The 16729-nt window shown below is 33.3% G+C and carries 7 protein-coding genes; all 7 read right to left on the reverse strand.

Going from position 1 to position 16729, the window contains the following annotated elements; translation table 11 throughout:
• Nucleotides 1–12: 12 nt before the first annotated feature.
• Complete coding sequence (gene sov / locus OIU80_RS10650) at nt 13–7227, reverse strand: T9SS outer membrane translocon Sov/SprA (protein WP_264286982.1); 7215 nt, start codon at nt 7225–7227, stop codon at nt 13–15.
• A 28-nt stretch (nt 7228–7255) separates the two neighbouring features.
• Nucleotides 7256–7837, reverse strand: coding sequence for a Holliday junction branch migration protein RuvA (gene ruvA / locus OIU80_RS10655; RefSeq protein ID WP_264286983.1), 582 nt, complete (start codon nt 7835–7837; stop codon nt 7256–7258).
• An 82-nt stretch (nt 7838–7919) separates the two neighbouring features.
• Nucleotides 7920–10211, reverse strand: a complete 2292-nt coding sequence (locus OIU80_RS10660; protein WP_264286984.1) for an NADP-dependent malic enzyme — start codon at nt 10209–10211, stop codon at nt 7920–7922.
• 158 nt (nt 10212–10369) lie between these two features.
• The gene (locus OIU80_RS10665) at nt 10370–10795 is read right to left on the reverse strand and encodes a CBS domain-containing protein (protein ID WP_264286985.1); all 426 of its coding nucleotides are present in this window, start codon (nt 10793–10795) and stop codon (nt 10370–10372) included.
• Between the two features lie 253 nt (nt 10796–11048).
• Entirely contained in the window at nt 11049–12989 is a 1941-nt protein-coding gene (locus tag OIU80_RS10670; protein ID WP_264286986.1) for an OmpA family protein, read from the reverse strand.
• An 11-nt stretch (nt 12990–13000) separates the two neighbouring features.
• Nucleotides 13001–13912 carry a PorP/SprF family type IX secretion system membrane protein gene (locus OIU80_RS10675; RefSeq protein ID WP_264286987.1) on the reverse strand — a complete coding sequence of 304 codons (912 nt, stop codon included), beginning with the start codon at nt 13910–13912 and terminating at the stop codon, nt 13001–13003.
• A 63-nt stretch (nt 13913–13975) separates the two neighbouring features.
• Nucleotides 13976–16729, reverse strand: a 2754-nt coding sequence (locus tag OIU80_RS10680; RefSeq protein ID WP_264286988.1) for a T9SS type B sorting domain-containing protein, incomplete at its 5' end; no start/stop codon positions are given.

A 16729-nucleotide genomic window follows, 5' to 3' on the forward strand; every position in this document is an offset into this window, starting at 1 on the left:
AGAATCTGTAATTTAATTTCCAAAATTATATCGAATGGTAAATCCTGATCGAATATTCGTTAGAGGATATAAAGTCGAAATAACTGCTTTAGAAAATGAATGATCATAATAAAAGATTGCTGTTAGGTTTTTACTAAATGAATAGTCGGCTGTGATTTTTACTGACCAAATGTTTTGTCCAGCAGCCAATTGATTGTTATCATAATCTAAATAACGAACCATTGTTTGATTATTTCGATATGACAAATCTCCTTTTATGTTGATATCACTTTTTATAATTCCTGTAGGGCTATCTGCTAATGTTGATGAAAAAATCACATCTTTAATACGGTATCCAAGACCTATGATATATTCCATTCCTTTTACTTCTGTCAATAAATTATTATCAAAACTCATTGATAATGCTCTATCCTTTTTAATTTCCGTAAGTACTTTCAAAGAACTCTTTAGCTCAAAATCCATTCTGATAAGCGGACTAAATTGTTCCACTAAATTCACATTAGACATGATTGTCGCATTATAAAAATTATCACTATCTGGATCAACTCCTCCTGGATTTTGGTCATATTTAAAATTAGAACGATACTGGTTAATTGTATAAGACGCTCTATAGTTATGCTGCAATGAGAAACGTTTGAAATTTTCTTTAAAGTATCTATAACGCATCAATCCATTGTACTTTATACTCCAGTTTGGAAGCGGAAAATTTCTAAAAATACCTGTCGAACTACTTGAAGCATTGCCTCCCGAATAAGCCGCCAAAAACGAAGGTAGTAATACTGCCTGATTACTTTTTGTATATCCTATAGGAAACCCTTCATTTGATATATAAATATCTCTCTGACCATATTTAGGATCTGTTGGGTTGGTCGGAATAGGATTTGCAGCATCACCATAACGAGGAATATCACTTCCATAATGACTTTCTGCCAAACGATTTGCAATTACCAAACGATTGGATCTAAAATCATCAAACGCAGATGAGAAATTTTCATCACTTGTAGAAAATGCTGTTTTTATCAAAATAGTCGAAATAGAAAACATTCCGTAATTGTATGGTGATCTCGCATGATACAATCCTGTTGCATCAACATCATATTGCTCTGAGAAATTAGCCGAATAAGAACGATCTAAATTCAAATCTATTTTTAAATCTGGTAACAGATCTATATTAGCTGTCGCTTTAAGCATCTTGTTTGTTACCTGCGAAAAGTTCTGGTTGAAATCTTGATAATTGGTTAACCAGCCATTTTTAGCTGCCTCATAACGTACGTCATCCTGACTTCCGAAAATAAACCCTAATGATGGTCGAGATGAACCTAAAAATCCAACACTTGGAGTATATCCAGGTAAAACTGTTCCGCTATTTACGGTATAATTAACCTGAATATTTTTTATGCTTGTTAACACTCCTATTAAACCATCTTGGAATGCACTATTTTTTACCAATGCTTGATTTGTATTTACTACTTTCTCACCTGGTTTTGGCACAGTAGGTTTTGCTTTAGGAGTTTTAGCACCTCCTTTTGTAAGTCCCAAATACTTATAAAGCGTATTCATATTCATTGCCGCAGTAAATGTATTCGAATTTGCATTTTGAACTGTATTCCCCAAATCATACATATTCCCTTTATCATCTTCATACCTTGATAATGCCTCTGATGTACGCTGCCAGCTATAATCTCCTGTATAAGTATAATTTGCTTTTAAAAACCCTAATACTGGTATTTTATATAACGGAATTTCATAATTTAAAATCAATTGTTGCATATGCTGATTTGGCGTACCAATATCCCAATAACTATCCCAAATACTAAAGCTATCAATTGGTTCGTTATCAGCATTCATATAATTTTTAACAATATTATTAGATGATGCTGTATAGTTTATTTTTAATGATTTCGTAAGATTAAAATTAAATCCATACTGATAATTAAATGCAAAATTTCTTCTATACATCGGGTCTAATCCAATACCTTCAACATTCTCAACTTGTCTAAACTCCTGACGGTTGTATTGTCTTATAATATTAGTATTAAATGTTATGTTTGATGGCAAATAATTAAAATTAAAATCACTTAACATTTTCCAATAGTCACTTTTCTTGAAATATTTACTTTTCTTAAATGGCTCAACTGCTTTTGGCTGAAAGCTGTATGCATAATTTACAGTTGTGCTCGATTGCTTATCTTCATAACTTCTTATCTCATAATCGTGACGTTCTACTTCATTATATGATTGTGAAAATGTAAAATTTTCAGGATCATAAATATGTTGTTTTTGTTCAGGTGCTCTATCTTTTCTAACTCCAATAAAATTGATACTTCTACGCTTTGTATAATCAATAGCACGGTTTCTTATATTCTCTTTTTCTGCAGAATTTGTAGTTATATCCAGTAACTGTTTAAGTTTAATATCTTCGTTAAACGGGTCATATTCTGGAGTAATTATCTCTTCTCCTACTGCATAATTAAAAGGTAAATTAATCCCCCATTTTGGCGGTAATAACTTTCCTAAATTTAAATTAGTTACAATATTATATTGTTGTATATCTTCTCTACTTCTTTCATTTGGCCCTTGCTCTAGAGAACCAAATCCTATTGTACTTTTTCTACCTGTTGCAGAAACTGTAGCAAAATCAGCAAAATTAGTATCAAGGTTCAGCACTGCCGCCATCCCTCCTTTATTATCCATTTCGGCTAGACGTAATTCATTAAACCAAACTTCTCCTTTAACATCTTGGTGCGTTTCTAAGTTTTTAACACCTATCATTAAATTCCTAACTAACCCAAAATTCGGATTTCCTTTTATTCCTAATCGCAATTTATTATCTCCATCTCCACCTGAATTGGCTAGATCATCATCTGGATAATATATTCCATCTAGCGGCAGTGTATTTGGATCAATTTTCATTGCCTTAATTTTCATCTGTGTCAATAATTCAAGAGCCAAATCAATATTATTTTCTTCTGGCCAAACAACTTCTGGACTTAAAGGCGAACAATCTTGTCCTGTCATTGAGGTTGGAATTGTTACTTTTAAAGGTATTTCAATTTGATAGAAATTCTGAGTAAAGTCATTTCCAAAACGAATAAAACCTACCATTTGTCCATCTCTCAAAACTACTTCATCTGGTAATGATTCTGCATGTAAAAACATTTTCAATCTGTTGTATTGACGCATATCAACACTTACATTTTTAAATACTGCTCTGGAATCTTTTGGCTGTAAACCATTTCCTGAAACTCGTAATGCCAATGCCTGCTCATTTTGATTGATAATCGTATTATTATTATACAATTGCTCTCGTGCTACTTCTGGAGGTGACACATAATTTATTGGACATCTAGTACTATTCTCTTCAATATTTACTGCCGAAACATCAAAATTTGTATTATCATCTTCTACATTAACATCTGCAGGATCCAATGTACTTGTATATCTTCTCCACTCTCCTCTCACTAAATCTAATGCTCCAAAACGAACTGTAACGTTGCTTCCAAACCCTGTCATGAACATTCTCATAAAACGAATTGATCTGAAATCAGATATATTACCAACAGTATTTTGAGGTTGTGAAACTGGAATCTTAAACTGAATCCATCTGGCATCAGTAACCGAACCATTTGCCATTGTTACCTGGGTATTTTTTATATCTGTAATATAATTTTGCCCTACGGTCATATTTGGCTTAATATCAACACCATACTCATAATAGGCATTGATTGTATTCATGGTGTTGTCTCTATTAATATCTTCAACGTCTGGAAGTGTTGTTGAAGCTCTATTAGCATCATTTATGTCTACTGCTGAGTTTCCTTCTACTCCGTTATAATTTTTATAACGATCCAGAACTCCACCTGTAGTATTTAAATAATATCTATAATCATCTGCTGCTGGATCTGCCTCTGAGGCAAAATTATTATAAATTGATCCTTCTTTGGCATTTGGCAAACCATCTAAACCTACATCTTGATTTGCTCTATTTGAGCTGTTATTATCAAATGCATAAATTAAAGATTGTGATGCTGGAACATCTCCCCATAAAGGCTGAGGCTTCACTAATATTTGATTTGGTCCTAAACCATTTTCATATTGCTTTCTACCATCTTTCAAAATATCTTCTGAAATTTCTCCTAAGTTAAAATAAACCTTACCTGTATTAGTTTGATCTGTTTGTCCTGCACCTACAAATGGATCTAATACCCAAAACTGGATGTACTCAACATTTCCTTGTTCAAAATCAGTTGAACTTAAAGCACGCATTATCCCTCCAAAATTATCTTTTGGACTCGTTGCATAATTTAAATTATTGTTATAAGGTCCTCTTTCTGATGGATAGTATGTTAAATCTAATGTATTTACCACTTGTGATTGTCCTTGGGCAATATCAGTTAGTGGATACAATTCTTCACTGTAAATTCTACGGGTTGAGTTCAACGATAAATCATCATTAGTAATTCCAGATGGTTTCGAAGCATAAAAAATTGGATCGATTGTATACCATGATAATTTTGCTCTTTTAAAACCGTAGCTTAAATCATTATTTTGTGCATTAAAATTATAGGTACTTAATGCATTATTATCCGGTGTTGATGCCAAACTCCAAGCATATGCCGAGCGCATATCTATTGTTGATTGTGATCCTTCGAAATCATCTACATAAATAGTTGACTCTCCTTCAAAATTGTCTGCTTTTGGAGTTCCCGGTTTTAAGAAAGCAACTTCTCCTCTTATCGAAAGATTAGATGGAACATCGGTATCCATAAATGGCAATTTATTTACCAATCGGGTAAAGAAAGGAACTTCTGTAGAGAAATTTGTATTGAACCCATAAATCATATTATTTACAGATTCCTGTCCGTAACTTGATTTTTGTGTAAATGGCTTCTCTGTCATTTGTAAAAAAGTACCTCCAACAGTAAAATTCTCTGAAATTTTATGTTGTACATCTATTCCCATAAATCTTCGGGTTTGTTGCCCGAAAATAGAATTATTCTCTAACGAAATTTCGATTGGTGTATTTGATGCCTGAAGTGAAGGGTCCAAAATCTGAACTCTTCCTAATTGATAATTTACACTATAATCAATTCCTTCGACTAATACACGGCCTGCTGCAGTAACAACAACTGATCCTTGAGGAACATTAAAAGCTCCGATAGGAATTCCGTCACCTCCTGTAGATTTATATTTACCTCTTAATAAGAATTTATTTTTATCACTATCCTGTAAAGCTCCCGATTGTGTATTCGCATACATATTACGGAATACATATTTACTCTGATTCGGGTTATATGTACTTGTATTACGATAGTCTTCTCCTGCGCTATTTGATAGTTTTGAGAATAATAGTTCCCCAAAAGGTTCTTTGGTTGTAAATATGATTCTACCATTTTGCACATCCATTGTCAATCCTGGTAAGAAATCAAAAAAACCATCACCTCCAGCTTGCGGGTCGTTATTATAATTTAATTTATCCAGATTAAACACTTTTAGCAAAGGTGTATCTTCTACCTTGTTGCCTGGAGTAGGATTTGAAGGAAATGGTGTTCCTGATACTGGCGTAATATAGTTTATAGGAGATGGATCTGTATATAATATATTAAATCTAAAATCTTCTTGTTTTATTTGATATGCCCCAGGGATTTGATAGATATTTTTCATCATCAAATTCCAAACTGGATTTTTGACATTGGTCAAATTACTTTTTAGCATTTTCAAAATCAAACTCTGCGTTATGATTACTTGGTCTGAAGGATTGTTTCCTGTTACAATTGTACCATCCACACCATCGTTTCCAAATTCTCCAACTTGGTATACCTGATCCCCCATTGTATATTCATAGGCTACCGCCAAAACTTCATCATTTGCTAATCGTTGTTGCAACGAAACATATCCTAATTGTGGGTTAAAAGTATATTCATTTGAATTTAACTTTCTTGCATTTTCTAATTTCGAATAATCCTGACCTTCACTTACTGTAACACCTCTAAATCCTTGACTTGAAGTAACTATTTCACGAATCTCACTCTTTAAGAAACCTGTTCCTGCAGCAATTAATTTTGGGTCATATTTATTATTTCCATTATTTGCTGGGGTATTGATTGGGTTTAAAAACATCCCTGCAGATGGATTTAGAACAACAACTTCGCTATCTGAAATTCCTGATAATTGCCCTTCTCCTAAATCCTGAAGTGCTATAATATTTCTTAAATTATTATTTGTTGTACTAACTCGATTTTGCTTATTAGTTACCCAAACTTCTAATCTTGTTATTTGAACACGACTATCAATAAAAGGATAGTTTTTTAATGATGAATCGTATTTATTTCTAAAGTACTGAGATAAAAAGAAGTGTCTGTCATTATCATAATTCAGAGCATATAAATCGAAATTCTGAACTGTTCCTCCACCTTCGGCTACTACACTTTTGGCTTGCGATTTTTGTTCTGAGAAAACTCCTGTAATTGTAGTTTTTCCAAATTGTAATTGAGCTTTTACTCCAAATAAACTTTGTGCTCCTCTAATTAAAGTACTATTAAGTGGCAAACTTACGTTACCAACTTCAATTTTTTGAATGATATCGTCTTCAGATGGTGAATACTCTAATTTTATTAAATTTTGAAAAGCAAACGTAGATTGTGTATCATAATTAGCATTTACATTTAATCGTGTACCCACTTTTCCTTGCAAGCTCATACTAATACGCTGATCAAAATCAAAAGAAAGATTTGATCTATTTCTAGGAGAAAAGGACGGATTGTCTTGTTTTGTATAACGAGCTCCTAGATCTATTTCGACTGAACCTGTTGGTTTTACATCGATGGTATTGCTTCCAAAAATAGATTCGAAAAGTCCCGATTTAATATAATATCTAGGTAATAAATCTTTTTTTGCATCTTCGCTTCCATCTTTTTTACCATCTATAGCATCTGCTTTTTTCTTAAAATAATCTCTTCGAGATTCTTTTAAGATTAATCTTTCATACTCTTCTGGCGTTAAAATAATGGGATAATTGATCGAAAATCCATCTACAGTATTAGTATAGATATAGCGATCTGTAACAGGATCATAGGTATATGCAGAAAGTATGCTTTGCGGATCTTTTATTTGTATTTTACCAACAGAATACCCTGCTTTCGTTGTATCTTGAGCCTCTTCTTTCACTTGAGCTTTCGATACAAACCCACAAAATAAAACCAGTAAAGAAATACAAATTTTATGCATATATCCGGTGTGTTTTTATGTACGTTTTTTATAAACTTTTTAAAGCCTTCTTAATTATTGACTCAACAGTCGCTTCAGGATCTTCTTTTATGATTTTTTCAATCACTTTTTCAGATGTTTTTCTAACGAATCCTAAAACTTCTAAAGCAGATAACGCTTCATCTCTGTTTGTATTGTTTTGAAGCATCGAAACTTCATCTAAATCGTACAATTTAACAATTTTTTCTTTCAAATCAAGGATTACTCGTTGGGCTGTTTTGTTCCCAATACCTTTTATTGATTGAATTACACCAACATCTCCTGATGCTATTGCATTAATAATTTGTTTCGGGTCTAATGAAGACAACATTGTTCTGGCAATATTTGCTCCAATTCCCGATACGGATAGTAACATTCTGAAAATTTCTCTTTCAGATTTTTCTACAAAACCAAATAATGTATGCGCATCTTCTTTTATTTGAAGATGCGTATACAATTTTATAAGATCATTATTTGGAATTAATGAGTACGTATGCAGGGATATATTTACATGATACCCAACTCCCCCACAATCGATAACAACTTCGGTAGGGGTCTTTTCTACCAATTTCCCTTGCAAATGTGCAATCATAATATAATGTTAATAAGTGCCAAATATAGCAAAATTTGAAGTAAAAATACGACAACTATAAACAATACTTATTTACACCTTATTATTTAATTAAATTATTCTTTTTTATCTCTTTTTCCTGAGCATCTATAACTGCGATAGCCGACATGTTTACCATCTCTTCTACACTTGCTCCTAATTGAAAAATATGAACTGGTTTCCCCATTCCTAACATTATTGGCCCTATTGAATCTACTTTATTCAACTCTTTCAATAATTTATAAGTAATGTTTGCTGATTCTAAATTAGGAAAAATAAGTGTATTTACTTTTTTTCCTGCTAATTTAGAGAAAGGGAATTTTTCTTGTAGCATTTCAGGATTCAAAGCGAAATCTGCTTGAATTTCTCCATCTATAACTAATTCTGGATGATTTTTATGTAAATAAGCAACTGCTTCTCTCACTTTTGATGCTCCTGAATTTGTTGAAGACCCAAAATTAGAATATGAAACCATAGCAATTACTGGCTCTACACCAAACATCTTTGCCGTTTTTGCTGTCATAATAGCAATTTTAGCTAAATCATCTGCTGATGGATTTATATTAATTGCTGTATCTGACAAAAACATTGGCCCTCTATTTGTCATCATCATATTTGCCGTAGCTACAAGTGAAGCTCCTGGTGCTTTTTCTATAAGTTGCAACATTGGTTTTACAACCGATGGATAACTTCTTGAATGTCCTGTTACTAATGCATCTGCTTCTCCCTCATTAACCATCATTGCAGCAAAATAGTTTCTTTCGCGCATTAATTTTTGAGCATCTAGCAAAGATATTCCTCGTCTTTCTCTTGTTGACCAATAAGATGAAGCAAATTGATTTCTTCTTTCTTCTTGATCTTTTGTTTTAGGGTCAATGATTTCTACATCTGCATCAAAACCTAATTCTGCTTTAAGCTCTAAAATGATTTCTTTATTTCCTAATAATATTGGAAAACCAATACCTTCTTCATGTACAATTTGAGCTGCTTTTAATACATTTAAATGATCTGCTTCTGCAAAAACGATTCTTTTTGGATCCATTTTTGCTCTGTTTGTAATCAAACGAACCATTTTATTATCGTTTCCTAAACGATCCAAAAGTTCTTCTTCGTACTTTTCCCAATCTGTTATTGGATTTAAAGCTACTCCTGACTCCATTGCTGCTTTAGCTACTGCTGGTGCAACTACGGTAATTAATCTTGGATCAAATGGTTTTGGAATTATATACTCTCTTCCAAATCCTAATTTAGTAGCTCCGTAAGCAACATTTACTTGTTCTGGAACTGATTCTTTTGCCAATGAAGCTAGTGCTCTAACAGCAGCCATTTTCATTGCTTCGTTAATTTTAGTAGCTCTTACATCCAGCGCTCCTCTAAAAATATAAGGAAATCCTAATACATTGTTTACTTGGTTAGGATAATCTGAACGACCTGTAGCCATAATAACATCTTTACGAGTTGCAATAGCTAGGTTATAATTGATTTCCGGATCTGGATTTGCCATTGCAAAAACGATAGGATTTTCAGCCATTCCTAACAACATATCTGCTGTCATGATATCTCCTGATGATAATCCAAGGAATATATCTGCTCCTTTTAAAGCTTCTTCTAAACCTATTGGCTCAATATCTTTAGCATATTTTAATTGTAAGGCTGATAATGCAGGGTTGTTTTTTGTTAAAAGCCCTTTACTATTGTACATTAAAATATTCTCTACTTTCACTCCTAATAGAACATACAAATCAGCACAAGCCAAAGCTGCTGATCCTGCTCCTGAAACTACCATTTTTACATCTTCGGCTTTTTTATTTGCCAACTCTAATGCATTTATTAAAGCTGCTGAAGATATAATTGCAGTTCCATGCTGATCATCGTGCATCACTGGAATATTAAGCTCCTCTACTAATCTTCTTTCTATTTCAAAAGATTCTGGTGCCTTAATATCTTCCAGATTGATCCCTCCAAATGTTGGAGCAATATTCTTTACTGTCTGAATGAATTCTTCAATATCTTTTGTTCCAATTTCAATGTCAAAAACATCGATATCCGAAAATATTTTAAATAACAATCCTTTCCCCTCCATTACTGGTTTTGATGCTTCAGGACCAATATCTCCTAAACCTAAAACCGCGGTTCCATTAGTTATTACAGCAACAAGATTCCCTTTTGCAGTGTATTTATATACTTCGTTTACATCTCTTGCAATTTCTAAACACGGTTCGGCAACACCTGGTGAATACGCCAAAGACAAATCTCTTTGGGTTGCATATTTTTTGGTTGGAACTACTTGAATTTTTCCTGGAGTAGGCTTTGAATGATACAATAACGCCTCGCTTCTTTTACTATCTTTATTCATTGTTTTTAGATTTTATTCTAGCTTACAAAGATATAAGACTTGGTTTAAAAAGGAAGCTTTTTACTATTCTTTTATTTAAAATGATATTTGATTATAATCAAAAAAAAATAACCCAATTAATTTTGGGTTATTTTTCAATATACATTTAGTTTATTTTTTTACTGTGATATATAAGAATTTAGATGATTAATAGTGTCTTTTTGAATTTCTATTATTGATTTCACAACATCACTTATAGAAATAATTCCGACCACAATATCATTATCCACTACTGGCAGATGTCTTATTCTTTTGCTGCTCATTAATTCCATACATGAATCTAAACTATCGGATAAGCTTATTGTAATGACATTACTTTCCATGATTTCATGAACAAAAGTCTCTTTTGAAGATTTGTCTTTCAATACAATTTTTCGTGCATAATCTCTCTCCGATAATATACCTTTTAGCTCTGTTCCATCTATAACTAAGATGGCACCAATGTTTTTATCACCCATTACTTTTAAAGCTTCGTAAACGGTGGTTGATGAAAGTACTGAGTAAACTTCTTTTCCTTTCGTGCTTAGTATTTGATTAACAGTCATATCTGATATTTTTAAGAACTATAAATTTAAAAAAAAACAAGTTACAAATAACATTATTTTTAAATTTAACTCAAAAATCCATTCAATTTACCATAAAAACCAGCAAAACAAAGCATTTATTCTATTTTTGTAATGCATTTATTAAATATTTATTAATAGAAAAACGCATTTATATAAAACAAACAATGCTTTTTCTTGATTAAGAAAAAGCATTGCTTCTAAATAGTGGTATTTATTTAGATGTACTAATATATTATTCCATCGAAACGATAATAAATTCGCTTCGTCTGTTTAGCTGATGTTCGGCCTCTGTACATGGTACTCCATCTGAACACTTGTTTACTAACTGACTCTCTCCATATCCTTTTCCTGTTACTCTATTTGGAGCGATACCATTTTTTACCAACCATTGAATAGTTGATTTTGCTCTTCTATCTGATAAAGCAATATTATATTTAGCCGTTTGTCGGCTATCAGTATGTGAACGCACATCTATTTTCATCTTTGGATATTGCTGCATTACTGCTAAGATTTTCTCTAATTCAAAAGCTGCATCTTTACGGATGTATGATTTATCCAAATTAAAATAGATAATCGGAATGTCAAGTGTCTTAGCTAAATCGGTTCCTACACCTATTGGTTTAATTCGTTTTTCTAAAGATACCAATACATTTGTTTCTCCTGTTACCGTTTTGATTGCAACTGGAAGTTCTTTGGTTTCGTAATCTTGTTTACTAGCTCTTATATGGTAGTTTTTGCCACAATCTACATTAAATGTATAGCTTCCGTCTGATCCTGTTACAACTTCACCTATTGCATTAAATTGTTCGTCTAACAAGGTTACTTTAGCATTATCTACTATTTTGCTAGTTTCTAAATCGACTACTATTCCTTTTAATATTTGCTTACAAAGTAGTTTTCGGATTTCGGTAAATCGATAGATATCATCGTTTCCATTTCCTCCTTCTCTATTAGATGAGAAAAATCCATTTCTTTTTTCGTTGTCAATGATAAAAGCAAAATCGTCTTGTTTGCTATTTATTGGTGCTCCTAGATTCTGTATTGCTGAAAAAGTTCCATCCTTACTGATTCTAGATACAAATACATCTAGTCCTCCCAAACCTGGTCGCCCATCACTGGCAAAATAGAGTTCGTTTTCTGCTGAGATAAATGGAAAAGTTTCTCTTCCTTCGGTATTAATTGCTGGTCCTAAATTTTCGGGTTTTCCAAAACTTCCATCGCTATTAATCGTTACACTATACAAATCAGATTGCCCTAAAGTTCCTGGCATATCTGATGCAAAATACAGTTTCTTTTCATCTTTACTCAATGCTGGGTGCGCTGTACTATATTGATTACTATTGAATGGTAATTCAGTTACATTCGTCCATTTACCATTAGTAAAATCTGCTTTATAAAGTTTTAGCAGTGTGATTTTTTGCTCATCTCTTCCTCTTTTGCCATCTAGAAAATTGTTTCTTGTAAAATACATCGTTTTCCCATCCTTTGTAAAAACTGGCGTAGATTCATTAAATTTAGAATTGATTTTCTTTTCGAATCGTTCTGGTTTCCCAACTGTTCCATCTGATTTTAATTCAGCCGAGTATAGATTTGTAAATGTTTTATTTGTCCATTTGAATGTGTTTCTGACTACTCCTCCTGTATCTCTAGCTGATGCAAATACGATTTTATTATCATAATAAGCACTCCCATAATCTGTTTGTGTTGAATTGATTCCAGCATCTGCTATTTCGAAACGACCTGAATTGGCTTTTATTTGTTCAAGATAGTTCTTGTTATTTTCAAATAATATTCCTCTTTTATCTGTGTTTATTTTTTTATTGAAAGCTTCCAAAGTTTTATCTGCTTTAGCATAATCTCCTGTAGCTTTTAATGTTTGCGCATAACGATAATAATATTCTGGCTCTTGATCTGCATTCATAGCAAAAAGAGCATCATACCATTTGGCTGCTTTGATTAATTCTCCATTAAAATAGTAGGCGTTCCCTAATTTCTGGAACATTTTCTCGTCTTTATATCCTTTTTCAGCTACTCTTTCATAAGTTGCAATTGCATCTATATATGCATATTGAGCATAATCTTTATCTGCTTTCTTCTCTATTCCTGTTTGCGCATTTCCTTTTAGCGCAATCAGTACTAAAAAAATAGTATAAATTGTATATTTAACTTTCATCTTTGGGGAAATTAGAAGAATCTTGGTGATGTTATTCGGCTATAGTTATTAAAGAATTCAAATCGTAAGAATATCTCGTGAGACCCTGAGTTATAATTATTCAATCTTGTAGTTTCACGATCGTATGCGTATCCTATGTACAACCCATCACTTACCTGAAATCCTACCATAGCACTTAATGCTGCACTCCATCTATAGGCTACTCCTGCTACAAACTTGTCATTAAACATGAAGTTTGCTGAAAGATCTACTTGTAATGGTGATCCTTCGACCATTTTGGTAAGTACTGCTGGTTTAAATTTAATGTATGGATCTAAATCAAATACATATCCTGCTATTAAATAGTAGTTTATTTTCTCCTTAAAAATAGCTACCTCATTATCCTTATCACTGTATCTATTAGTTTCAATAAAGTTCGGCACTGATAATCCGATGTACGCTTTATCAGAATGCCAATATACTCCTGCTCCAACATTGGGTGTGAATTTGCTGTTTAGATCTTGAAATTGTGGGTCACCTTGATGTTCTGGATTTAATTTATTTATATCCAAATTGAACAAATTAGCCGTTGCTTTAATTCCAAAAGATAACTTAAAGGTTTCTGATGTTGGAACTGTATAAGATAAATCTGCTGATAAAGTGTTCTCGTTTGTCGGTCCTATTTTATCATTTACAAGCGAAACTCCTAATCCTAGATTACTGTTATTTAGTGGCGTATTTAATGAAAAACTACTGGTCTCTGGTGCTCCATCTAGCCCAACCCATTGGGTACGATACAGTCCGAAGATACTCATTGCTCCTCTTGATCCTGCATATGCTGGGTTTATATTGATGGTATTGTACATATATTGCGTGAACTGTGCATCTTGTTGTGCATATCCCACAGCGGAAAAAAACATAAAAACTAAAACTAATTTTCTCATTTATTTTTCTTTTAAGAATGGCTTAGCTTTTTATCACTAAGCCTTTTCTATTTGTTTTTACTATTATTTATTAATATATAAATATCCTGCTTTTTGATGCGCATTAGATTCACTATCCTTGTATTTTAGAACGTAGTAATATGTTCCTACTGGCAATCCTTCTGATTTTTGAACTGTTGTACGTCCTTCTGAAAATCCTTTAAAGGCTCTTTCTTCATTATTGTAACCATCTCGTTCAAACACTAAGACTCCCCATCTATTGTATATCTCTACTGTATTATCTGGGTAACACTCTAATCCTTGGATGTAGAAACGTTCGTTTCGAGAATCTCCGTTTGGTGATATCGCATTGAAAACTTTGATTACACATCCTTCTATTGGAGAAACTGTTGGATTGTCATCTACTTCACTTAGATTATCTGACATATCCTCAACTGTGATTCCATTTGCACTTGTTCCAAATACTGTTGCTTGGTTACTTATTTTACCTAAATTAATATCCGATTGTTTGATAACATAAGTACCTATAAAAGAATTTTCATCTACTTCATTTACTCCTAATGTTATCGGCCCTCCTGACATAACAAGCCCTGGAAGCTGGTCATCTATAATAACATTTAAAAGAGGTGTGTTTCCAGTATTTGTAATCTTGAATTTATATGTTATTGTTTCTCCTGCATTAGCATAACCACTTTTATTTTCATCATTAAACACTGCTGTTTTTACAACTGCAATTGATGGAACTTCTACAAAGATTGTAACCTTAGCAGTAATACAGTTTGATCTATTTATCACATCACAAATTTGATATGTTAGTGTATAAACTCCTCCTGGTGTATTTGGTGCTACATCTATTGTACCATCAACATTTAATGTTATTCCTGATAAAACTGTTAGACTTTTTAAAGTAACAACCGCTGGATTACTTATTTTTCCTCCATTCAACCTATCATTATCTAATACATTGATTACCTCTAATGATCCATTAATACCATCTGCAAAAATTACATTATCATCTACTGCATCTATTACTGCTGCACCTACCACAACTACTGAAATTACAGTATCACAATTTGTTGGATTAGTTACTTCACATATTTGATATTCTACATTATAATTTCCTGCTGGTGTATTTGGAGCGACTGTCACTGTCCCGTCAGGGTTCAATGTCAATCCTGTTGGCACCGTCTTTGGCGTCAAAATTACATCTCCAGGATTTGTTCCTATTACTACTTTATCTCCGTTTAATGTATCATTCGATATTAATGATGATGTAGTTCCTCCCGTTATTCCATTGATTGAATCGGTAGTTTCTGTTACAGCATCTATTACTGGTTTTTCTACTACTACTGTAACTGTAGTTGAACTGCAATTTGTTGGGTTCAACTTCTCACATATTGTGTACTCTACTTCATAAGTGTCTGCTGGTGTACCCGGTGTAACCGTGATTGTTCCATCTGCATTTAATGTAATCCCTGCTGGATACGTTCCTTTTGGTGTCAATGTAACTTCTGATGGAACTACTGCTTTACCGTTTAGAGTATCATTATCTAATACGGAAACTGTAGTGCTTCCTCCGTCTTTTCCATTGATTGCAGCTGGTGTATCTTTATTGGCAACAATAGGAGCTGCTGTTACAGGTACTGTAACTGTAGTTGTACTGCAATTTGTTGGATTTAACTTCTCACAAATTGTGTACTCTACTTCATAAGTGTCTGCTGGTGTACCCGGTGTAACCGTGATTGTTCCGTCTGCATTTAATGTAATTCCGGTTGGATACGTTCCTTTTGGTGTCAATGTAACTTCTGATGGAACTACTGCTTTACCGTTTAGAGTATCATTATCTAATACAGAAACTGTAGTACTTCCTCCGTCTTTTCCATTGATTGCAGCTGGCGTATCTTTATTGGCAACTATTGCTGCTTGTTCTACCACTACTGTAACTGTAGTTGTACTGCAATTTGTTGGATTTAACTTCTCACAAATTGTGTACTCTACTTCATAAGTGTCTGCTGGTGTACCCGGTGTAACCGTGATTGTTCCGTCTGCATTTAATGTGATTCCGGTTGGATACGTTCCTTTTGGTGTCAATGTAACTTCTGATGGAACTACTGCTTTACCGTTTAGAGTATCATTATCTAATACGGAAACTGTAGTACTTCCTCCGTCTTTTCCATTGATTGCAGCTGACGTATCTTTATTGGCGCAAATAACATTTCCTACAGTAACATTTAAAGATGGTAATGAAATACATCCTATTTCACTAGTTACAGTAAAACTATAAGTACCTCCTGGTATTAATCCTGTAATAGTTGTAGTTGCTGTATTTCCTCTGATATTTCCTGGATTGACTATCCAATCTCCTGATGGTAAACCACTCAAAACTATACTTCCTGTAGGAACTAAACATGTAGGCTCTGCTAACACTGAAGCTACTGGAGTCTCTGGTAAAGGAGTCATCCTTACATTTAAATCATCTGTTGAATCTGTACAAGACATATTTGAAATTGTCCATCGTAAAACGTAAGCTGTTCCCACTGTCCCTGTAAAAGTTGTTGTAGCATCAGTATCTAAAGTAAACACTCCATCATCACCACTTACAATTGTCCACTTTCCAGTTCCTGCTGTTGGTACATTCCCAGCTAGTGTAACTGTAGTCAAGCCACAAGTTGCAAAGTTAACTTGATCAAGCCCTGCATAAGCTATCGTTGGTATATCATTTACTGTGATTGTTCCTGTTGCTGATTTAGCAGTTCCACATCCTCCAACTAATGGAATATTGTAACTAAAGGCACCCGAGGCTGTTGGTGTTCCACT

Origin of the sequence: Flavobacterium frigoritolerans (assembly GCF_025847275.1) — a bacterium.
Taxonomy (GTDB): Bacteria; Bacteroidota; Bacteroidia; order Flavobacteriales; family Flavobacteriaceae; genus Flavobacterium; species Flavobacterium frigoritolerans.

What these genes read in the sequence shown, in the direction of transcription:
- sov (WP_264286982.1), bottom strand. Translation starts at nt 7,227, where the DNA reads ATGCATAAAATTTGTATTTCTTTACTGGTTTTATTTTGTGGGTTTGTA.
- ruvA (WP_264286983.1), bottom strand. Translation starts at nt 7,837, where the DNA reads ATGATTGCACATTTGCAAGGGAAATTGGTAGAAAAGACCCCTACCGAA.
- OIU80_RS10660 (WP_264286984.1), bottom strand. Translation starts at nt 10,211, where the DNA reads ATGAATAAAGATAGTAAAAGAAGCGAGGCGTTATTGTATCATTCAAAG.
- OIU80_RS10665 (WP_264286985.1), bottom strand. Translation starts at nt 10,795, where the DNA reads ATGACTGTTAATCAAATACTAAGCACGAAAGGAAAAGAAGTTTACTCA.
- OIU80_RS10670 (WP_264286986.1), bottom strand. Translation starts at nt 12,989, where the DNA reads ATGAAAGTTAAATATACAATTTATACTATTTTTTTAGTACTGATTGCG.
- OIU80_RS10675 (WP_264286987.1), bottom strand. Translation starts at nt 13,912, where the DNA reads ATGAGAAAATTAGTTTTAGTTTTTATGTTTTTTTCCGCTGTGGGATAT.